Here is a 21,116-nt window from a genome sequence, read left to right as displayed (position 1 = left end):
GGTATGAGTGGGTGCAGACTGCCACTGGAAACCAGTGCAGCAGCAGTCTGCGAGGGAGTGGAATTGTTCTGATTAGAACGAGAAGCCAGCACGCACGCCGTAATAACGCGGCATACCGAAACTGCCCTTGCCGATACCCTTACTGGTATTGTTCCAGTACTGCACCAGCTCGTCGGTGGCGTTATTAACGAATACTTCGGCGTACCACCCCTGACTTAATGGCTCATACTTCACTGACGCATTCACCATGGCGAAGCTGTCGCGGGTATCGTTCATGTAGGTAGTGGCTTCATCCGGTACCACGAAATCCATATCATCAAGGTGTTTGTCGAGGTTCCAGATGGTGGTGTATGACTTGTCTTTCCAGCTTACGTTAAACCAGCCATGCAGATAGCCGTAGTTGCCCAGGTTCACTGTGTGGGTATAGCTGACGTTGGCGGTGAATCGCGGCGTCATCGCCATGTTGTTACCATTCAGGTTAGTGGTCAGCACATCGTTGGTGGGGCCGATAGACTCTTCATATGAAATATTAAACAGGTATTCCGGATCGTAATCCCACTTGGTGATCCAGTCTTCTGTGACCTTGGCATCCGTCCAGGTGGCATAACCGGTGATGCGGCCACCCGCATACGGTTTCCAGTCAAATTCCAGTTCAATACCCTTGATAGTAGAACCCGGTACATTCTGGGTGTAGTAAGCAATTACCGGCTGGTTCTGGAAGTCCAGCACTGGCTGACCGTTTTCATCCAGGATTGGACGCCCTTCCTCATCTTCCACCGACGACAAACGCTCAACGTTGCCGATGGAACCCACCGAGGCATACTGCATATCGGTGTAGTCGGTATAGAAAAATACCGCCTGCAAGTTCAGCGAGTTGTTCAACAAGCTGGATTTCGCGCCAATTTCCCAGGTAAGCACTTCTTCCGGATCAAACTGGGTTTCAAAGCGTGTGGTATCGCCGGTACGGTCGTTCACCACTTCATACACATCACCAATACCGCCCGCTTTAAAGCCCGATGCGATATAGCTGTACACCATGGTGTCGGCAGAAATGTCGTAATCCAGTCCCACGCGAAAATCATGATGCGTCCAGCTGCCTTTGTTGTCGTTGGCAAAGTAGCCCGGATAGATAGACGGGTCTTCAAAGGCATCTGTTGGCAGGTCGTTCAGAATAGTGCGGCCGAACCAGCCCGGCGCACAACCATCGGCATTGGAACAGCGGTATGTACGGCCACCTACGTCCTCTTTCGTTTCGTCGCTGTAGCGATAGCCTAAGGTAAGGTGTAAATCCTTGCTCAGGTTATAGGTTGCCTGACCGAATACCGCCAGCGCATCCGTGGAACGATCCGGCTGATCCCAGAACGCTTTATCATCCATGGCGTTGTCGTAGTAACCCAGGGTAGTGGTTTTCTCGTGGAAATAGTTCACCCCGGCAATCCAGATTAAATCGCCGTATTCGTCAGACTGCAATTGTAATTCGGTGGAGTACGATGTCGCGCCGGTACCGTCGAGGAAGTAAATGGCACCATCCCATGGGTCCAGACCAATTTCCGAATCCTGTTGTGATGAACGCTCCATGTCTTCATAACCAAGCAACCACACCACGCTCAACTCATCATTCAGGTTGTAGTTCAAGGTGTTGCGCAGGTAAGTGATGTCCAGATTCAGCTCACCGGGTACATTCACCACGGCCTGATAGGTATTGTCGCCGGGCAGCAGGTTATTGCAGTCACCGCCGTATTCCGCCGGGCGACCACGTAACTTGTCACAATTTACCAAATCAACATTGCCACCGCTGCGGTTCACATATTGCTGGAACACCGTGTGGTTAGAGAAATTACCGTCCAGTGGTGCCCACAGGGTACTAATGCGGAATGAATATTCATCGGCATTGTTGTAGAAGTTATCCTTGCTGGCAGGGGTAAGCGCGCGTACTTTCTGCGCTTCCGGATCGGTGCCCGCAGCGTCAATCCACCAGTTCTCCCGCTGGGTAACTGTGCTGCCAATGCCCTGATAGGAATCTTCAGAAATCACCGGTGCCGAGAGCACCTCATCGCTTAACCAACGGGTGTCATACTGGTTGGGGTCGTAATAGCCTTCCAGGTATGAATCGCGCTGCAGGCCTTTAGCCGCGATACGAATTGCAAAGTCGTCGCTCAGCGGTACGTTGACAAACCCGTCGATAACCCGGCTGTTGTACTTGCCCGCTTCAACATTAACACCACCATAAGTGGCTTCGAATTTCGGCTTCGCCGAAATCACATTGATGCTCCCTACCGTGGAGTTACGGCCAAACAGCGTACCTTGTGGTCCGCGAAGCGCCTCAACCCGGTCGACATCGTACATCAGGGCCAGCGCACCCTGCATACGTGGAGAATACACGCCATCGAGGTGCACACCTACCGCGGGGTCGCCCAGCTCAGTGATGTTGGTTGAGCGAACACCACGCATGGAAATCACCGGCGCAGACTGATCGGTAGCCGTAGAAATATCCAGGCCAGGCACCAGATTGGCAATGTCTTTTACATTATTCACACCATTCTGTTTTAATTGCGCCTCACTGAGTGCCGAGATTGCCACCGGCGTTTCCATAAGTTTGGTTTTACGCTTGGTGGCAGTAACCGAAATGACCTCAAGGCCAAGCTCGTCTTCGGTCGCTCTGGTTTGAGCTGATGTGTCTGCTTGTCCGGTAGTGGCTTCCTGCCCGTAAGCAGAAAAAGCCAGGCCAAAAACCATGGCCAGGGTGATTTTGTTGATGTTATGCATGTGTGGTGTCCCGACTTCCTGTGGCTGTTAATGCAAAGCGCTAAAATCACGCTATTTACTATTTTTTAACAAACTACATACAAATCTGGACAACCCGAATTGCTTTTCGCCAACCCGAGTGGCAAATACTACAAAACGTGCAACTAATGTTTAACGAGCTTGCAAATGCTATTGCAAGCTCTTTGATTTATTACCCTTCTACTTCCTCAACATAATCCCACATTTGCTGTAATTGTTCGCTGAAACCATTGTTCAGCAGCGGGAAGCGGTGGAAGGTTTTCGGATCCAGCGACACCTGTTCAATGTGGAAACCGGCGCGGGTGCCGTAGCGTTTCCACGGATTACGGCAGAACAGTCTGAACCAGCGTTCTACATAAGCGGCCAGCTGGCGCATGTCGTGCTCTTTATCGAAGCCGTTGAGCATCAGTTCTACCAGAATACTCTTCGGCCACATCTGGCGGGCCAGATAGCAATCCATGATGAAATCACACACCACGTAAGGCATCAGATCCGCTTCGTCTGTCTGCTCTTCAGGCCGTAATTCTGCAGTAGGCTGCTGTACGTTCACGCGGTGCATTTCTTTCAGCTGATGGCGGGCGCTCTTGCCGTCGACAGACAATGGCAGACCCACTTCTTCCAGCCAGCGGTTCACCTTGCGGATAGTGGTTTTGTTAATACCCGCAATCACGGAGATCACACCAGAGGTATCACCATCCATGGTGGCGTAACCCAGCGCCGATTCAGACAAGTTAGAAGTCGCAATCAGCAATTTGTTCTCACGGTTCGCCAGCATCCACACACCAGGGCTACGGCTTCTGGCCTGAATGTTTTGCATGGCGATATCATCGGTTTTCCAGCTTAGCGGACGGTCTGGATACAGGCCGTTCACCAGTGAATGATACTGCTGTACTACCGGTTCAATGTTCCAGCTGTGGAAAGTCGCGCCAATTTCCTCTGCCAAATATTTCGCGGCATTGAACGTAGTTTCCGATGAGTTATCCGTACCCTGATACAAGCATAACAACACCTTCGGCATCGCCTTTTCTTTCAGCCAGACAATTTTATCTTCGCCCGGCGCGATGGCGTCTATTTTCGCAGCTAACCCTTTCGGCAAGGTCGCCAGGTAATCGTGTACGCCGAGTTGTTCCAGCGCCACGAAATGCGACACATACACCGAAGCCGCCACCAGCGCGGAATCTGCACCGCCGGACAAACTCACCACGTAACCGTCGGTATGGGTGCGTGTTGTCCAGTCCCACAGGCCGTTGCCAAGCGCATAGCAAATTTCGGTAAAAGCATAGTCGTCGCCGCTGAGGGTATCCCAGAACACCGGCAGCTCGTCTTTGGCGGAATCTACGCGGTCGTTGCTGCGTGCAGCCAGCACGGCATCGTTAGGCAGGGTAAGTGACAGTTCGATATCCACCACGTTAGTGTCGTCGATATCGATGGTTTCAGAACTGATAACGCGGGAAACACGGTTCGCGCTCACGTTCACCAGGGTTTGGTTCATAACTACATCGCGCACGTTGAAGCGGTCGCCACGGGAGACGATTTTTCCTTCCGACGCAATCAGTGAACCGCCGTCAAAAATGCTGGTGCCGTTTTCCGTTCCGGCTAAGTTAGCATAGGCGTACACCACGCCAAAGGCACGGGAGCCTTCTTTAATAAACTGCTCGCGGATAAAATTTTTGCCTACTGCGAAGTGAGAGGCACTGGGGTTTAATAATACATCCACGTTACGATGATAGAGATCACGCCCCGGACGGTTTGCCACCCAGGCGTCTTCGCAGGTTTCCACGCCGATACGCAGGCCACCGGCATTCACTACCACATCGCCAAAGGGCACGTTGAAAGTCGGATGATTTACCACCCTGCCCCGTGGCCAGGCTTCAAACCAGCGCGGCTCATAGTGCAAGCCATTACGGGCCAGATATTGTTTACAGGCAAAGCCATGCAGGCCGTCGGCACTGATAAACGCCGTGGTGTTATACACCTGACCGCCCGGAAACATCACCGGCATGCCCATAGCAATAAGCATGTTGCCGGCATGTTCGCGCTCATGGGCCAGTGCCTGATAGCCGGCGAGCACATCGTTCAGCGCAGCTTCCGTCGCCTGGTTAAATTCCTGGTAACTGAAATTGTCTTCACACCCGTAGCCTGTCAGTGCAAGTTCAGGCATAAGCAGGATATTGATATGGGCGTCCATTGCACGCTCAACAGCGCTGAGGATTCGGGACACATTGCCCTTAAAGTCGAAAGGAATTTGACGCAGCGCTGCTGTGCCGATTCGGGTGTAATTTGCCATAGGTGATCTTATGCCCAGTCTACTTCGAATACCTTTTTCAGGTAGCTTACAAATTCAGGATCTTCGCAAAGGTTTTTACCCGGCGCATCAGATATTTTCGCCACCGGCTTACCGTTGACCCGTACGAGTTTCATCACAATATTCAGTGGTGTGACGCCGCGAACATCGTTAGACAAAAAGGTACCGATCCCGAATGATGTTTTGATCCGCCCGCGGAACCGCAAAAACAGCGTTACCATGGTTTTAAAATCCAGTCCGTCACTGAAAATAATGGTTTTCGTTCGCGGATCAATATGCAAATTCTCATACATGCGAATCGCCTTTTCCCCGAATTCTATCGGATCACCGGAGTCATGTCTTAAACCATCGAACAGTTTTGCAAAGTACAAATCGAAATCACGGACGAAAGCGTCCATACCAATGGTATCTGTCAGGGCATAACCCAGCTGGCCACGGAACTCCTTCACCCAGGCTTCAAGAGTGTGCTTTTGTGAATTTACCAGTTGCACGCCGACTTGCTGGGACAACATAAAAATTTCATGGGCCATGGTACCGATTGGCAAAATGTCGAACTCTTTCGCCAGATGCATGTTCGATGTACCGGTGAGAAATTGCGGCACCATGCTTTTCAACATATCAATAACAGTAAGCTGCGCTTCATAGCTGAAGCGACGACGGGTACCAAACTCAGCAATGGATAAGCCGGTTAAATCATGCTTTTCATGCTGTTCTTTCAGCCATTTCACCTTTTCGAACAAAGGCTGACGCACATCCTCGTAGGTTTTATCTGGATAGTTCCGGCGGTTGTACACTTCTGCCACGGTAGACAACACCGGCATCTCAAAGTTATGTACGTGCATCAGGGGCCCTTTCGCACGAATCGACAACTGTCCGTCTTCTTCTGAAAAATGCAAAAAGCGTGTCTGATAAGACCACATTCGAAGCCACTCAATGAAGTCTTTCGTGTACCACGGGATAGATTCCAGCCAGCTTATCTGGTCCGGCGTAAACCGGAGGCCGTCCAGCTTTTCCAGCTCCTGCTGAATTTCAGCCCGGTAAGGACGTAAATCCACATCGCTGCGCACCACAAACCGGTATTCCACATCTTCAACATAAGGAAACTGGTGCATAAAACACTGCCACATATTCATTTTGTAGAAGTCGTTATCTAACGCAGAAAAGTTTAAGTGTTCCTTAAACAAAGAATTTCGGGACATGGGTTTGTTTCTTAGTGGATTATGCAGCAAGGGCCTTTTTGACATCGTCGATGGTAGCGGCGATGACAACTCCTGATTCTTTAAGAGATTGAATTTGGGTGTCGATACCGTCAGGCGCAATGCCCCGGCACGCATTCAGGTGCAATATGACAGTAAACCGGCCGGTTTTTTGTAGTTGACGGGCGGTAGTAGCGACACAGAAATCTGTCGCCAGGCCACCGACAATTACCGTTGTCACGTCATTGCAGCGTAAGTATTCAATTAACCCCGTGGACAGTTTTTCAGCCAGGTCATGGTAACAGGCACCATAGGGATGAAGGTCGGGAGCCACGCCTTTCCAGACGAAAAAATCGTACTCTGTGGGCGCAGGTAAACCGTCAAGCAGCTCAAAGCCTTTCGTACCGGGCTTGCAGTGCATTTTAAATGTGCAATCGGTATTCGGATGATCCAGCGGTTGAAACTGTTCATCGTCGTTCTCCACCCGGAACAAGGCTGCATCACAATGAGAATCGCTGGAACCCACAATGAAGTCCGCAAGTGCATTTTGTGCCAGCAACGCCGGTACAATCTCATCCCCACCCGGAACAGGCAGTTCATCGGGGCATAACGGGGTGAACCCTTTTTGCGGATCAACATTAACGGATGCAATTTTCATCAGTAAACTCCTCACTTTTTAAAGAGTATTCTATCAATACCCTTTAAAGTCAATCAAAATTTAATTAATCACCACCTATTTAGATTCAAGACTTATAAAATGTGGTTTTATTTGCCTTTCTGGTAACTAATGAGTATTTTAAAAATACTCATTAAGAAGGTGTTCAATATGAAAGTAGCGGTGTTTGGTTCAGCGTTTAATCCGCCCACTAAGGGGCATGCTGATGCGATTGAATCGATTCTGGCACATGCAAATCACTACGAACGGGTAGTGCTCATCCCTTCTTTTTGCCACGCGTTCGCGAAAAACATGATTGATTACAGTCACAGGGTTGCCATGCTGAATGCGTTCGTGAGTGATCTTCAGGATGACCGTATACACGCCCTGCCCGTTGAGCACCTCATCAGTGACGGTGAAAACCCTGTATATACCTACGATGTACTGTCTTACTTACACAATACGCAGTTTAGCGGCGATCAGCTTACTTTCGTCATCGGGCCGGATAACAAAGCAAACTGGCCGAAGTTTTATAAAGCGCAGGAAATTGAAGAAAAGTGGCATGTTCTGGTGGTACCTGAACGGCAATCTATCCGTTCAACCATGGTCCGTGAAGCGCTGGCAGAGGGGAATGCCGCAACATCGCTGATAACCCCTTCCGTGGCTGACTACATCAACAGGCATCAGTTATATGCGTGAAACTGCTTACCCGGCCCCGGTGTGTACCATTGACGCCATTTTATTTCGTATCCGTGCTAATAAGCTGGAAGTGGCCCTGATCCGCCGCCCTGCTGATGCGCGGGTATACGCCAACGTATTAGCATTGCCGGGGGGATTTGTTCATACAGACAGGGATCAGACACTCAACGACACACTCCTTCGCAATTTGCAGTCAAAGGTGGGGTTGTGTCCGGCTTATATCGCTAAACTGGAATTTGAAGGTAACATCAGCCGGGATCCGGAGGGATGGAGTATTACCTGTCCTTATTTGTGTCTGGTGGATGACTCAGCGCCGTGTCTTGAGCATGTTCACTGGCATGACGTCAGCGATTTTCTGTGTGATTCCCCCTCACTGACACTGCCGTTTGACCATCAGCAACTTATACAGAAAGCCTTTCAACGGCTTTATCACCGCGCAAAATACAGTACCGAACCCAATTACTTTTTCAAGAATCCGTTTACCCTCTCAGAATTGCAAACGGTGTATGAAATTGTACTTGGCAAACCCCTGCACAAAAAGAACTTCAGAGACCGGATTGAAGAAAGTATGTCAGTGGAAGAAACCGGTGACAGTAAAATTGTAAAACGAAGCCGGGCCAAGCTTTACACCCACAAACCCCCGTTAAAGCCCCACTTTTTCTCCCGGGTCATGCAAGGTGCGTTTGATTAGAGGGTTTACAGTAGAAACGCTCTTAAAAACTAGAGCCATTCATCCACATCCTGACTACCAATGATTGCCATAATTTCAACCATGCTCTCTGCAATTCTGAAGTAAATAGTGTCAGACCGGAGTAAATAACGGCGATAACCGGTACGGATATGATTCACCAATGGAAAGCGGAAAGGATCTTCTGAAATTCTTCCGAAAGCCTTGTGCATTTTCCAAAAATAATCTTCCGCCAATTCTTGTCCGAACGTCGCAACGCCGCATGCATATATTCTGTAAAGGTCTTCTTTCGCGTTTTCGGAAAGTACATACTTCACGGCTCTTCAGATTGCCTCTTTTTGAATTCTTCGAGCATATCGGCCGGAGATTGATGACTAAACCCGCTCTTCTCCGCTATCGCCAGGCGATGATTTATGATTTCCGCCCGCCTCGCCCGGCGAATGAGATCATTCACAAGTTCACTTTTATTCGCGTATTCACCCGCTCCCTCCACTTGCTGCCTGAGCCAGGCATCGTTTTTTTCGGTTAAAGTGATACTTTGCCGGGGCATAGTTATTCTCCTGTAAAAAGCAACTGGTGCAATTTTACACCACTTCAATTGCTTTCTGCCAATAACCGTCAGTAATATCCCACATCAATAATGTTCTTTCACCTGAACTCAAATACAGAACCACTTTTTGATTAATTTTTAAGATTAAGTCTATCAATTAGTCCCGTTACGCTCTTTCTGAAATACCGCGCATAATACATTCATTAAATTTAATGGAGAGATATATTATGAGAGCTGGTATTTCAACTGTCGCTGTGTTGTTCGCTGTTGCGTTTGTTGCCACCTATGTTCTGACTGTAAACTTGGTGATGAGCGGTTTTTCAGCCTTAATGGTGTCATTTTTTCATTTGTGCATCCGTTGGATCCTCACTGAACTGGACCCTTCTTCCGCATCATTTTAGGTCTGTCTCAGGTTGCAGGTCGTTGTCGTAAACCTGCAGATACGATGAATAACCTCTTTAGTAAAACCATCCGCTTTGCAAATCCGGTAAGCCGTGTCGTATGCTTCTGAACGGGAAACGGCCTGTTCGCCGGCATTGATGCCAGCCAGCCGCATAACACACAATAAGTACCTTTACCGGAACGCATAATGATAAAAAACACCCGAAACAGTCTGGCACTCGCTGTCAGCCTGATGCTGGGCAGCAGTGCTGCACTGGCCGCAACGACAAACAAATCAGAAAACGAAAACTGGGATGTGCTCAAGCCCCCCTTTGCACTTAACAGCGTGGATATTGAAACCAGCGAAACCACCTGGTCCAGCCTGGACATCTCACCGGATGGCAAATTTATGGTGTTCGATATGCTGGGCGATTTGTATAAAGTGCCTTTATCCGGCGGCGCTGCGACGTCGCTAACACAGGATTTTGCCTGGAATATTCATCCCGCCATTTCGCCGGACGGTAAGCATATTGCGTTTATTTCAGACCGTGGCGGTTTGTCCAATGTGTGGGTGATGGATATCGACGGCAGTAATTTGCGTCAGGTGACTACGGAAAAGAAAAACATCATTCATTCTCCGAAATGGAGTCCGGACGGGCAGTACATTGTTGCCACCAAAGGGATTATGTCCAGCCGGAGTATTCCGGCCGGTGAAATCTGGATGTATCACATTGCCGGTGGTGACGGTCTGCAAATCAAAGCCCGCGAACACGGGAACGCCGACCAGCAAAATATTGCCGACCCGGTGTTCTCACATGATGGCCAGTACATCTATTACACCCACAACACCGTGCCGGGTGCAGGCTTCGAGTACAACAGAGATCCCCTCGAAGGGATTTTCGACATCACCCGCTTCGACCGCAAAACCGGTAAAGAGGACAGTTTTATCAGTGGCACCGGCGGCGCTATTGTACCTGTGCCCTCACCGGACGGTAAATACATCGCCTTTATCCGCAGGGTAAAAAACAAAACCGGGCTTTTTCTCAAAGAGCTGGAAACCGGCCTTGAGAAACCGCTAACCCTTACCCTTGAGCGAGATATGCAGGAAGGCTTTGGTTCAGAAGGCTACTTTGCCTATTACGACTGGATGCCCGACAGCCAGTCTCTGGTTTACTGGACAGGTGGTAAGTTTCACAACATCGACATTAAAACCGGCAATATCGGAGATATTGATGTCAGCGTAAAAGCGACACTGCATTATGCAGATGCACTGCGCTTTGATGTGGATGTGGCACCGGATGAATTCGATGTAAAAATGATTCGCTGGTCACAAAAATCGCCGGACGGCAAAAGCATTTTATTCCAGGCCCTGGGCAAGCTTTATGTGAAAGATATTAAAAGCGGAAAAATGACCCGCCTGACGAAACAAAACGAGCACGATGAATACTTCCCCCGTTATACCAACGATGGAAAATTCATCGTTTACACCACCTGGAATGACGAAAAGCTGGGTGATGTACGCATAGTTTCCGCCAAAGGTGGCAAAGGTAAAGTGATCTCCAAAAAGCCGGGACACTATGCAGAGCCAAGCTTCTCGCCAGATGGCCGTTATGTCGCATTCAGGAAATTCAGCGGCGGCTATTTGTTAGATCCTACTTATTCGGTAGAGCCCGGTTTATATGTGGCAGACTTGAAGAACTACACTGAAGTCAGAGTCAGCGAAAGTGGTGCACAACCCCATTTTGCCGGAAATGACGGTCGTGTGTATTTCACTGAACGCGCCGGCGGGTCTGCTTACCCTGAAACGCAATTGAGCAGCACAGATTTACGCGGTGAAGACAAGCGCACGCATTTATACGGTGCGGATAAAGTCAGCGAATACCGTTTGTCTCATGACAAAAAGTGGGTGGCGTTTGTTTACCAGTTCAAGACCTACGTAGCACCGTTCGTAGACAACGGTCAGAAAATTACGCTGGGACCGGACATGACATCATTACCGGTTACACAACTGTCTGCCCGTGCCGGCGAGTACCTGAACTGGAGTCCGGATAGTACGTCGTTAGGCTGGTTCCACGGACCGGTGTATTACGAGCGCGCACTGGAAGATGCATTTACTTTTGTTGCCGGTAAAGAAAAAGATGCACTGCCTGAACCGGAAACCAAAGGCATGAACCTGTCTTTCAAATCGAAGGCAGATAAACCCGGTGGCTACAAAGCGCTGGTTGGCGGTAAAGTCGTTACCATGCGTGATGCAGATAACACACAGGAAGTCATCGAAAACGGCGTAGTGCTTATTCGCGATAACCGGATTGAAGCTGTTGGCTCACTTGACGATATTACTATTCCTGATGACGCCATGCGCATCGATACCCGCGGAAAAACCATTATTCCGGGCTTAGTCGATGCCCATGCTCACGGTTCTCAGGGGCGTAACGAAATTATTCCTCAACAAAACTGGGGACAATTTGCCAACGTAGCGTTTGGTGTGACCACGATTCACGATCCGTCCAACGACACCACTGAAATCTTTGCCGCCTCAGAGTTGCAACGACATGGCGATATTATTGCTCCGCGCATTTATTCCACCGGCGCGATTTTATACGGTGCCGAGTCACTGGGTTATAAAGCCATTATCAACAACTACGATGATGCGTATTTCCATGTTGAAAGGCTGAAAGAAGCGGGTGCAATTTCAGTAAAAAGTTATAACCAGCCGCGACGGGATCAACGTCAGCAAATTCTGTGGGCTTCACACGAACAGCAGATGATGGTTGTGCCGGAAGGCGGCGGTAAGATGCAGCAGAACCTGACCATGGTGGTAGACGGACATACCGGCCTTGAGCACAGTTTTCCTGTGGCGAAAGGCTATGATGATGTTAACCAGTTATGGGCAGCCACAGAATCGGGTTACACGCCAACCTTCGTGGTGTCATATGGTGGCCTGATGGGCGAAGAGTACTGGTACGACAGAACTGAAGTGTGGAAGAACGAACGCCTGCTACGCTATGTGCCGTCAACCATTCTCGACAGCCGTGCTATCCGCCGTCCTACCGCACCGGATAACCAGTACAATCACTTCGAAGTGGCAGCGTATGCAAAAACACTGCGCGATAAAGGTGTGAGCGTGCACATCGGTGCCCATGGCCAGCGTGAAGGTTTAGCCGCTCACTGGGAATTGTGGAGTATGGCTCAGGGTGGTTTCACGCCATGGGAAGCCCTGCGTGGCGGAACCATTGACGGTGCAAAACACTTAGGCATGGGTAACGACCTTGGCAGTATAGAAAAAGGTAAGCTGGCCGATTTAGTTGTGATTGACGGTGATGTACTGAGCGATATCCGCAGAAGCGAATTTGTTGAGTATACCGTGCTGAACGGACGGGTTTATGAAGCTGCGACGATGAATGAAGTGGGCAGCCGCAAACAGCGTAAGCCGTTCTTCTTCGAAGCAGATAATAAACTGTTTATGCCGGAAGAGACTGCGCAGGAAATCAACGCCAAAGCGCATATGTATCACTGGAGGCATTGATACCTTAAACCTCTACGGGCGCCTGATAAGGCGCCCTTTTTATTTCATGCTGCTGGCAACGCCATTGCAGGTTTGAGACTGTCAGCGACCTGTTGTGGATCGCGGCAAATAAGATAAACCTCATCCTGCCAGTCTTCAAATGTCGCCATCATTGAATATAACAGCGCCGGCTTACTGAACCGGATGCGCACGTTAGCTTCATCACCCTGCCCCAAAATCAATGCATCACCATAGTCAGCTCTGCTCCAGCTTCCTGCCTCTGCAGACTCAATGGCAGACAGCCTGGCAAACAGGGTACTGTAGAACCCCGGATTGATAACCAGATCATCGTTCTGAATGTACAGCGAGAAATGCTTCCCTATACGGATACTGGCAACGGCAGAAATCATCGTCCAGAGGATCAGGCTGCAAACGATAACCGCTGCGGTACTACTCCATTCAGCCAAAAGCCAGTATGAGAGCGCAGCTGCCATCACTATTCCGCCTGTCAGCACGCATTGATAAATCACGCTGTCTGATTTGGTATGTAGTTTCCCCACGGGCGACACATGCCGGCGGGTAAACCGGGGGATGGCATAAAACCAGGATGCCGGTTCATGGGCCCATAAAACAGCAGTCATTCGTTTTTTGTCATCCTCTGCATACGCTTTATGAGCATGCAATCTCGGATCACCGGGAAGATGGCGGGCTTTCCACAAGCTTTTAACCACCATATAAACCAGTGCAAATTCGAGAATAATAAGCACTGCCGCAATGGGATAACGTAGCCAGGAAATAAACTCAAAATAAGCAGCAAGATCTTCAGGAAAGGTGTACCGCGCGGCCACCGCCGCGAGACTAAAACTGATAATTATTTTCCACAGTTTCTGTTTGCCTTTCACAACAACACAAACATAGTACGCTGCAGGCAAAATAATAAAATACAAGCCTGCAAAAAGTGCGGTAAGCCACTTATCCTGCGGTAACCGGATCGTGTCAGGTAAAAAGTAATAGCCGCCGGCAAATGTAGCGACCATCAGAACGAAATAGATAAGACGATACTGAGCAGATTTCTGCATAACAACACTCCCTGTTTGCTTAACCATGCCACCGGTAAAGTTTACTGCATGGTCAGTTCTCTGCGCAAAGGGAGATAAGTTTCAGAATGTTACCCGAACGGCGTCTCACTTACCGGTTACGTCCGTATTGTTCGTGAGATGACACCCAGTCAGATGAAGAAATGGCCGAAGCCAGCGAGATCTCTCCGGCCAGTGCCACCGCTCCTACAATCTCGGCAAACTTGTACACCTTATTTTTGCCGTAACAATCCATTAGCTCCAGGCACTCTTTCTGTGTACCTATGCCGGTTCCACCGCCGTAGGTGGCGACAATCAGAGAAGGGATAGTCAGTGAAACGTATAAATCCCCTTCATCGGTGAGCTCGGAGTACATGATCCCCGCCGAGGATTCAGAGACATTAGCGACATCCTGTCCCGTGGCAATAAACATGGCGGTGATACCGTTGGGCGAATGCAGGCCGGTGTTATTAACGCCGGATAAAAACGAACCGATACCAGCGACTCTGCCATGGTAATCAATTTGTTTTGGCTCCACCCGCATTACGCTGAGTAAATGTTCGCGCTTGATGGTAGCCTCTGCAGTAACCCGTTTCCCCCGGGTCCGCATAATATTTATCTGCGAGGCCTTTTTGTCGGTGGCAAAGTTAGACTCCAGATAAAAATTCACAATCCCTTCGTAGTGATCCATGATCCAGCCACAGGCAGCAAATGTGGCGCGCCCCACCATATTCTGACCGGCAGCATCTCCGGTCCTGTAGTTAAAACGGAGAAACGCAAATTTGTTAGACAGGAAATGGTCGATGTAAGTGAGCTTCGCCACCGAAGACGTTGCTTCTGCTTCATCACGGATCTTTTCGATATTTTTATTTATCCATTTAACGAAATCCCGTGCCCCGCGCGCATCAGAAAAAACAAAAACCGGCGCCCGTTGCATGGCATCATCAACCACCGTTGCTTTTACACCACCGCTCATATTCAATAGCTTCATGCCACGGTTATAAGATGCCACCAGCGTGCCTTCAGTGGTAGCCAGCGGCACTACAAAATCGCCTTTCGCATATTCTCCGTCAATGCTGAGCGGGCCCGCTATGCCAATGGGTACCTGCGCCACACCAATAAAGTGCTCAATATTGCCTTTGAGTGTGTTGGGATCGATAGAATAGTTGCCCACATGATTCACCGGCGCGCCGGTTGCAGAAGCAAAATATGCCTGACGGGCTTTGATGATTTCTGCCTGATAATCGTCGTGAGGATCTCTTGGGATCCCCTCAGGTTTGGCACTGATGTCCGAAATATAGTCTTCGACTTCAAACTTCAGTTTACCGAATGGAGAGGCTTTAAAAGAGAGCCCCAATTTGAGCTTTTCAGGCCCGGCCTTTGCCCGCACGTTCAAAAAGACCGTAATGACTTCCCGTAGCGGAAAGGAAATATCCCCTTTTGCATTAATTTCCTCAGCAGAGAGCAGCATATCCGCCCCGACTTTCAGGGTAATTTTCTCTTTCGGAATATGATTGCCATCCAGCACGATATGTAAAATTTCGCTGATACTGGCGTCTTTCAAGCGGTTTTTCAGCATAAAGCACAAACCATCTTCCGTTTTTTGCAGACTGCCGTGAGTATACAACTGCTTTAAAAGCATGCTGGGGATAAACATGAGGCACTTCCTTTTTAATGGCTGACGCTTTTTGAGACGCACTTATTATCAATGTAATACAGTAGCGTCAGTTAACAACAATTTCACTTCTTTCCCGGTCAAACCAGCCACCGGATTGACCCCCGTCAACCTTTCCGGACTTGCCTGAAACGGACATGACTTAACAAAAACGGACATAACGCACATTTTTTGTACACAAATCATCCAGTGTCCGTGATTTGAAAGCCTCCGGCACTGCTTCTTGTAAATTTAATTCCGTCAGCAGGACGCTGATGTGTTTTCGACAGATTGCCCCTGTTACCGGAAAAGGAGGTGTCAGGGACTACGATGCCAGGGATTCAATTGATCAGTTAAGGATGCTGTTCAGGGGTAATCTGCCGGACTTTTATTTAGCAAGGAGTAACTCATGGAACACAAGCTGTTCAGACAACAGGCTTTGCAACATCAGCTGACAGCCAGTCAGGGAGACGTATTTGTTTTACCGTCTTTGCCTGTCAGGATGATCTGCCTGATGGTAACAGGTTGGGTCATCGTGATGGCCTGGTATCTGAATAGTCAGGAATACAAAACCTTCACCCGGATCAACGGCTGGCTGGAAATGTCAGAGGGCAGTACGCCGGTTTATCCGGACAATACCGGCGGAAGGGTTGCCGCCATTCTCGTGAAAAATGGCGATGAGGTTGAGGCGGGAACCCCCTTACTTCAAATCAACAGCGGCCAGACGCTGGGCTCCGGCGAAGACGTGCATTTTGCGGTGCACAGTCAGTATGAAGTTCAGCAGGAACAGCTTGAACAACAACTCCGCTACCTCACAATTGCCCATAAGCTGGCTATTGCTACGACCAGAACTACCGGCAAGCAGCTAGAGCGGGATATTACCAAACTTAACGGACTCATTGAGCTGGTAGCCCAACGGATCGCTCTGGCAGAAACGTCTGCAAACTCAATGGCAACCCTCGCCGATGCCAGATTGCTGGCGAAAAATGAACATCTCAGTGCCGCCCGTGCTGTGTTATCGCTGAAACAGGAATTACTGGAATACCAGCGGGAGCGTGAAAGTAAACTCGCCTATCTTGAAGAAAATCGCCATGAGCTGACGAGACTCCCCGCCAGTCAGGAGCAGGAGCGCCTTGACCTTCAGCATCAACTCAGTGCATTACGCAATCAGATGCTGCAGTGGGACAGTCAGCACAAGAAGGTAATTACCTCATCAAGAGCTGGTGTCGTATCCGATTTGTCTGTACGTAGCGGTGACTTCATCAATACGTCTAAACCGTTACTGAACATACAACCCTCTTCTGACACCCTTACCGGCAAGGTGTTACTGCCAGCGCGGTCATCAGGTTTACTGCAACAGGGTCAGTCAGTCCGCATTAAACTGGATGCTTTCCCTTATCAGCAATACGGCACCGTTGACGGTATTATTACGCTAATATCCGACGATCTTATCCAGCCACAGAGTAAGCAATGGTTTCCTGTCACCACAGACGAACCGGCATATCTGGTTCAGGTTTCGCTGAATAAACAAAGCATCGCCACCTACGGACAGGAAACACCACTGAGAAGCGGCATGACCTTCAGTGCCGATGTGACGACACGGGAGTCCAGCCTGATTGAGTGGCTTTTCGCACCGTTACTGTCTGTAAAAGGAGCGTGGTAATGCAGGCCCTCTTATCAGCAAACCCGCTCCCTTCCCTTCGCCGCTCTGTTAAAACACCGGTGGTGTATCAGGCGGAAGCCGCAGAATGCGGACTGGCCTGCCTGTGTATGATATTGCAGGCCCATGGCGATAAAAGAACACTGGCAGAACTCCGGCAGGAATATGGCTTGTCACTGAAAGGGGCCACGCTGGGAGATATTATTACCATCGCTAAGCGCCTTTCTTTATCTGCAAGAGCGCTGAAACTGGATCTGGACGACCTGCCAAAGCTGCAATTGCCCTGCGTAGTTCACTGGGATATGAAGCATTTTGTGGTACTCATCGCAGTGAACAAAAACAGCGTAACCATTCATGATCCGGCTACGGGTAAACGTAAAATGCCGTTATCCCGTTTTTCCGATCATTTCACCGGCATTGCTCTGGAAGTATCTCCGGCCCCGGCTTTTACACCGGTCACGGCTACCCCAAAACTCACTATCAGCAGTTTCTTCTCAGGTCTCAGCGGGCTTCGCAGAACCTTGCTGCTTACCTTCTGTATTACCCTGCTTATTCAGTTATTTGCCCTGTTGTCTCCTTATTACATGCAAATGGTGGTAGATGATGCCTTGCCCGCAGGATCGTCTGACTTTCTGACTGCATTAACTATAGGCTTTGCGCTTTTTCTGTTAATTGAATGTCTGACTTCAGCGTTACGCCAACATATCCTTTTACACTTCACCAGCCGCCTGCAACTGCTGATGAGCGCCAGGGTATTCAGTCATTTACTGCAACTGCCGCTAAAATGGTTTCACAGCCGGCACACCGGCGACATTATTTCCCGTTTCAGTTCATTAAATGCATTGCGGGATTTTCTCACTGCCAGCTTCATTACCGTGATCATGGACGGACTGATGGCACTGGTGACAGTGGCAGTCATGTATGTTTATGCGCCGCTTCTGGCCACGGTAGTCATTGTTATCACCTTTTTGTATGCGCTGTTCCGCGTGTTTGCCTGGCATTGCGTCCGGCCTCATCACGCCGACAAACTGGAGCTGGCTTCAAAGGAGCAAACGCACTTCATCGAATCCATGCGGGCCATTCAGACAATCAAGCAATTTAACCTGGAGGCGAGCCGCCACGGCCACTGGCTGAACCGGCTGACATCATCCTTAAATGCAGACATCAGTATTGGCAAATGGGGTTTGCGTATCAGTATTGCCAAACAGGTCATCACCGGAGCTGAAAACATTGTGGTGATTTACCTTGGCGCACAGATGGCCATGGAAAATGCACTGACCACCGGTATGCTGTATGCGTTTATCAGCTACAAAAACCGCTTTGTTACCGCCGCTGAAAGTCTGATCACCACCGCACTGGAATGGCGTATGTTATCGCTGCACATTGACCGGCTGTCAGATGTGGTGCTGGCTGAATGTGAAGACGTAACTGTTGCCTTTTCCGGTGTTGACGGCACGGATAATGCCGGCCCGGCAACCTTATCCCTCAGACAGGTCAGCTATGCTTACGACAGCTTTTCAGCACCGGTACTTGAAAATATCGACCTGACCGTTGCCCCCGGCGAAGCCATAGCGATCACCGGCGCAAGCGGCTGCGGAAAATCTACGTTACTTAAATGTATTACCGGTATACACCCGCTCTGTTCAGGCTCAGTATATTTCGGCACAAAGCCTGTCAGTCAGGGCGCGCTGAAGGGCGTATCCTCAGCGGTTTATCAGGATGACGCCCTGCTCAACGGCAGTATTCTTGAAAATATAGCCGGCTATTGTGATTCCCCGGATATTCAGCGGGCAGCAGGCGCGGCACAACTGGCCTGTATTCACGATGACATTGTAGCCATGCCAATGCAGTACCAGACACTGGTCGGCGACATGGGAAGCACCCTGAGCGGCGGTCAGATCCAGCGGATTATGCTGGCCAGGGCACTGTATCAACGGCCGCAGATCCTGTTCCTCGATGAAGCAAGCAGTCACCTTGATATGCACAACGAAGCACAGGTAAACCACAACCTGAAACAGCTGAACATCACCCGCATTATTATCGCCCACAGGCCGCAAACCATCGCCATGGCAGACCGTGTTTTCCGCCTTGAGGCAGGCAAATTAACCGAAATCTACCCCGTCAGTACCAACCCCGTTATTGAACAACAAGGAGAGAGTCATGACTAATCCAACCCCTATCAATGATCGCCTGGAGCAGCTTTCCCGCCGGGAATTGCAGGTTGCCCATAAAATTATGGAAGGGCTGCCGAATAAGCGAATCGCTTCCCAGCTATTTATCAGCGAGAGAACGGTGAAATTTCACTGCGCCAACATTTACCGCAAGCTGGATATCCACAACCGTACCTCACTGATGGCGAGTTACTACCGCCAGTTTCATCAGCCCGGTACACGGATAGAGCAAGAGGGGTAGCAATGTCCTTTCGCATCAATAAAACCGTGGCGTTTGAGACTGAAGTCCTGTTTATGAACAGTCTCATTCCCATGGCGGCAGCTTCGCTTTGCTGCCTGTTGTATTTCGCGATTACCAGCACATTACCCGATATGTGGGTGGTGGGTTTAACGTTTAATTTGTGCTGGATAATGAGTCTGCGCGAGACCATTTTAACCTGTTACCTGCAAGGGGTTTCAGACACAGTAGGCCAGTCGCCCTATCTGAAACCCGGCGTGGGCGATAACCGGACTTTTAGCCAGAAGACAGCGCCGGAAGACCCGGTAAACTAAAACCTGTTGTGAGTTATGCGCAACGAAACCCATAACGGAAAAATAACCTGTTCAAGGAGAACATCATGAAAGAAACAACCACACCACGCCCGTTAACGAATGAAGAAGCCTGCGAAGTATCAGGCGCCGGTCTTATAAAAACTACGCCGGTCACAGAAGCCAAAGCCATCTTAATCCCGCCCCGCTATTTCACCCTGGCGCTGGGTGAAAATGGTGGCGATTACCCGGAAGAATCGGTTTACTGATTTCAGGCCTGATGATGCTGCGCGGACAGGGTTGTCTCCCGCACCTGTTGGCGTCAGCGTCATTTTTAACAAGGACGTAATGTATGATTCTTTGTCTGGGTGATGAATCAGACCATCAATTACAGCATGTAGTAACAACACTTCACGATCTTCAGCAAGAAACATTGATCCTCAATACAGCGAACCTGGGCGATCAGTTAAAGTTGCAATGGCAACCGCTTAAAAATGCCTTCACGCTTGTTGTCGATAACGAATACGTGGATCTTGACGAAGCCGGCGCCTTTTGGTGGCAACGCTTTTCAATTCCACCAGCAGCAGATCCTGTTGCCGGTAAAAATCAAATCAGTGCACTGTCACCGCTTTTTTATCATCAGCCTGAGCGCTGGTATAACCCGCTGAGCGCCATTCGTTTTCACCAGGCCAAGCCCGTGCAATTGCAAACAGCATCAGCACTGGGCGCCACCATTCCCGGGACGTTCATCAGTAATGATGCCACAGCCCTTAAACACTTTGCTGAGCAGTTTCAGGATGTCATTATCAAGCCTGTTTCCGGTGGTGCCCATACCACCTTGCTTCGTCAGCATGGCGTGTATATCAGTGAACTTCTGCATCAGCAGGATACCGGTGCGGTAACGTTACAAACATGGATTGACGGGCTTGATGTGCGGACGTACGTTATTGGTGATGAGGTGTTTTCCGGTGTTATCTACTCGGACAAGCCGGATTACCGTACTGATGAGTGCGCAGAGGCGCAGGCTACAAACATCCCTGAGGATATTCGCTCACTGGCCAGAACAATTTGCGCCGCTTTCGGGATGAAATGGTGTGCCATTGACTGGCGGTGTAACAGCAAAGGCGAGTTTTTCTTCCTGGAAGCGAATCCCTGCCCGTACTTTTTGAAATTTGAAAATGAAACACAGCACCCGCTCACAGAAACCTTATGCCGGGCGCTGATAACAACAGCGGAACACTAGTCCGCTGCTGTTGATAAACCA

17 protein-coding genes are annotated in these 21,116 nt (G+C 49.6%); 9 read left to right on the top strand and 8 right to left on the bottom strand.

The window, feature by feature from the left end; all coding sequences use genetic code 11:
- Nucleotides 1–72: 72 nt before the first annotated feature.
- The 4 genes from J3369_RS03540 to J3369_RS03525 form a co-directional block, all read right to left on the bottom strand.
- Nucleotides 73–2,766 (bottom strand): TonB-dependent receptor, encoded by a 2,694-nt coding sequence (locus J3369_RS03540; RefSeq protein ID WP_349583860.1) that lies wholly within the window; start codon nt 2,764–2,766, stop codon nt 73–75.
- A gap of 190 nt (nt 2,767–2,956) precedes the next feature.
- Complete coding sequence (gene nadE / locus J3369_RS03535) at nt 2,957–5,071, bottom strand: NAD(+) synthase (RefSeq protein WP_349583857.1); 2,115 nt, start codon at nt 5,069–5,071, stop codon at nt 2,957–2,959.
- 8 nt (nt 5,072–5,079) lie between these two features.
- A complete protein-coding gene (gene pncB, locus J3369_RS03530) occupies nt 5,080–6,288 on the bottom strand; it encodes a nicotinate phosphoribosyltransferase (protein ID WP_303573872.1) in 1,209 nt (402 codons plus the stop codon).
- Between the two features lie 19 nt (nt 6,289–6,307).
- On the bottom strand, nt 6,308–6,943 hold the full coding sequence (locus J3369_RS03525) for an isochorismatase family protein (protein ID WP_349583854.1): 636 nt from the start codon (nt 6,941–6,943) through the stop codon (nt 6,308–6,310).
- Between the two features lie 168 nt (nt 6,944–7,111).
- Here J3369_RS03525 and J3369_RS03520 point away from each other — a divergent pair, with 168 nt between their 5' ends.
- On the top strand, nt 7,112–7,639 hold the full coding sequence (locus J3369_RS03520; RefSeq protein ID WP_349583851.1) for a nicotinate-nicotinamide nucleotide adenylyltransferase: 528 nt from the start codon (nt 7,112–7,114) through the stop codon (nt 7,637–7,639).
- Entirely contained in the window at nt 7,632–8,330 is a 699-nt protein-coding gene (locus tag J3369_RS03515; protein WP_349583848.1) for an NUDIX hydrolase, read from the top strand. Before J3369_RS03520 ends, J3369_RS03515 begins: the two co-directional genes overlap by 8 nt.
- Nucleotides 8,331–8,359: 29 nt before the next feature.
- Here J3369_RS03515 and J3369_RS03510 read toward each other — a convergent pair whose 3' ends face one another.
- Nucleotides 8,360–8,644, bottom strand: a complete 285-nt coding sequence (locus tag J3369_RS03510) for a type II toxin-antitoxin system RelE/ParE family toxin (RefSeq protein WP_349583845.1) — start codon at nt 8,642–8,644, stop codon at nt 8,360–8,362.
- On the bottom strand, nt 8,641–8,877 hold the full coding sequence (locus J3369_RS03505; RefSeq protein WP_349583842.1) for a ribbon-helix-helix domain-containing protein: 237 nt from the start codon (nt 8,875–8,877) through the stop codon (nt 8,641–8,643). The genes J3369_RS03510 and J3369_RS03505 overlap by 4 nt, the downstream gene beginning before the upstream one ends.
- A gap of 589 nt (nt 8,878–9,466) precedes the next feature.
- Here J3369_RS03505 and J3369_RS03500 point away from each other — a divergent pair.
- Nucleotides 9,467–12,784 (top strand): amidohydrolase family protein, encoded by a 3,318-nt coding sequence (locus J3369_RS03500; protein WP_349583839.1) that lies wholly within the window; start codon nt 9,467–9,469, stop codon nt 12,782–12,784.
- A gap of 44 nt (nt 12,785–12,828) precedes the next feature.
- Here the strand turns inward: J3369_RS03500 and J3369_RS03495 are convergent, their stop codons facing one another.
- Nucleotides 12,829–13,842, bottom strand: a complete 1,014-nt coding sequence (locus J3369_RS03495) for a hypothetical protein (RefSeq protein WP_349583837.1) — start codon at nt 13,840–13,842, stop codon at nt 12,829–12,831.
- Between the two features lie 109 nt (nt 13,843–13,951).
- Nucleotides 13,952–15,496: a hydroxymethylglutaryl-CoA reductase gene (locus J3369_RS03490; protein WP_349583834.1), complete on the bottom strand. Its 1,545-nt coding sequence runs from the start codon at nt 15,494–15,496 to the stop codon at nt 13,952–13,954.
- Nucleotides 15,497–15,902: 406 nt separating this feature from the next.
- On the opposite strand from J3369_RS03490, the gene J3369_RS03485 reads away from it, so the two are divergent.
- From J3369_RS03485 to J3369_RS03460, 6 genes are all read left to right on the top strand, one after another.
- The gene (locus tag J3369_RS03485; RefSeq protein WP_349583831.1) at nt 15,903–17,156 is read left to right on the top strand and encodes an HlyD family secretion protein; all 1,254 of its coding nucleotides are present in this window, start codon (nt 15,903–15,905) and stop codon (nt 17,154–17,156) included.
- The gene (locus J3369_RS03480; protein ID WP_349583828.1) at nt 17,156–19,321 is read left to right on the top strand and encodes a peptidase domain-containing ABC transporter; all 2,166 of its coding nucleotides are present in this window, start codon (nt 17,156–17,158) and stop codon (nt 19,319–19,321) included. The genes J3369_RS03485 and J3369_RS03480 overlap by 1 nt, the downstream gene beginning before the upstream one ends.
- On the top strand, nt 19,314–19,565 hold the full coding sequence (locus tag J3369_RS03475) for a helix-turn-helix domain-containing protein (RefSeq protein ID WP_349583825.1): 252 nt from the start codon (nt 19,314–19,316) through the stop codon (nt 19,563–19,565). The genes J3369_RS03480 and J3369_RS03475 overlap by 8 nt, the downstream gene beginning before the upstream one ends.
- 2 nt (nt 19,566–19,567) lie before the next feature.
- Complete coding sequence (locus J3369_RS03470) at nt 19,568–19,876, top strand: hypothetical protein (protein ID WP_119499951.1); 309 nt, start codon at nt 19,568–19,570, stop codon at nt 19,874–19,876.
- 65 nt (nt 19,877–19,941) lie between these two features.
- Nucleotides 19,942–20,121 (top strand): hypothetical protein, encoded by a 180-nt coding sequence (locus J3369_RS03465; protein WP_303573884.1) that lies wholly within the window; start codon nt 19,942–19,944, stop codon nt 20,119–20,121.
- A gap of 83 nt (nt 20,122–20,204) precedes the next feature.
- A complete protein-coding gene (locus J3369_RS03460) occupies nt 20,205–21,095 on the top strand; it encodes an ATP-grasp domain-containing protein (protein WP_349583821.1) in 891 nt (296 codons plus the stop codon).
- Nucleotides 21,096–21,116: the final 21 nt, after the last annotated feature.

This window comes from Alteromonas sp. NFXS44 (assembly GCF_040148705.1).
GTDB lineage: Bacteria > Pseudomonadota > Gammaproteobacteria > Enterobacterales > Alteromonadaceae > Alteromonas.
Note: the sequence above shows the minus strand (reverse complement) of the source record. Positions and strands in the feature narration are given on the sequence as shown.

Excerpts from the sequence above, each read along its gene's own strand:
- J3369_RS03465 (WP_303573884.1), top strand. The coding sequence starts at position 19,942 with ATGAAAGAAACAACCACACCACGCCCGTTAACGAATGAAGAAGCCTGC.
- J3369_RS03525 (WP_349583854.1), bottom strand. The coding sequence starts at position 6,943 with ATGAAAATTGCATCCGTTAATGTTGATCCGCAAAAAGGGTTCACCCCG.
- J3369_RS03495 (WP_349583837.1), bottom strand. The coding sequence starts at position 13,842 with ATGCAGAAATCTGCTCAGTATCGTCTTATCTATTTCGTTCTGATGGTC.
- J3369_RS03500 (WP_349583839.1), top strand. The coding sequence starts at position 9,467 with ATGATAAAAAACACCCGAAACAGTCTGGCACTCGCTGTCAGCCTGATG.
- pncB (WP_303573872.1), bottom strand. The coding sequence starts at position 6,288 with ATGTCCCGAAATTCTTTGTTTAAGGAACACTTAAACTTTTCTGCGTTA.
- J3369_RS03505 (WP_349583842.1), bottom strand. The coding sequence starts at position 8,877 with ATGCCCCGGCAAAGTATCACTTTAACCGAAAAAAACGATGCCTGGCTC.
- J3369_RS03540 (WP_349583860.1), bottom strand. The coding sequence starts at position 2,766 with ATGCATAACATCAACAAAATCACCCTGGCCATGGTTTTTGGCCTGGCT.
- J3369_RS03520 (WP_349583851.1), top strand. The coding sequence starts at position 7,112 with ATGAAAGTAGCGGTGTTTGGTTCAGCGTTTAATCCGCCCACTAAGGGG.
- J3369_RS03460 (WP_349583821.1), top strand. The coding sequence starts at position 20,205 with ATGATTCTTTGTCTGGGTGATGAATCAGACCATCAATTACAGCATGTA.
- J3369_RS03475 (WP_349583825.1), top strand. The coding sequence starts at position 19,314 with ATGACTAATCCAACCCCTATCAATGATCGCCTGGAGCAGCTTTCCCGC.
- J3369_RS03490 (WP_349583834.1), bottom strand. The coding sequence starts at position 15,496 with ATGTTTATCCCCAGCATGCTTTTAAAGCAGTTGTATACTCACGGCAGT.
- nadE (WP_349583857.1), bottom strand. The coding sequence starts at position 5,071 with ATGGCAAATTACACCCGAATCGGCACAGCAGCGCTGCGTCAAATTCCT.
- J3369_RS03485 (WP_349583831.1), top strand. The coding sequence starts at position 15,903 with ATGGAACACAAGCTGTTCAGACAACAGGCTTTGCAACATCAGCTGACA.
- J3369_RS03470 (WP_119499951.1), top strand. The coding sequence starts at position 19,568 with ATGTCCTTTCGCATCAATAAAACCGTGGCGTTTGAGACTGAAGTCCTG.
- J3369_RS03480 (WP_349583828.1), top strand. The coding sequence starts at position 17,156 with ATGCAGGCCCTCTTATCAGCAAACCCGCTCCCTTCCCTTCGCCGCTCT.
- J3369_RS03515 (WP_349583848.1), top strand. The coding sequence starts at position 7,632 with ATGCGTGAAACTGCTTACCCGGCCCCGGTGTGTACCATTGACGCCATT.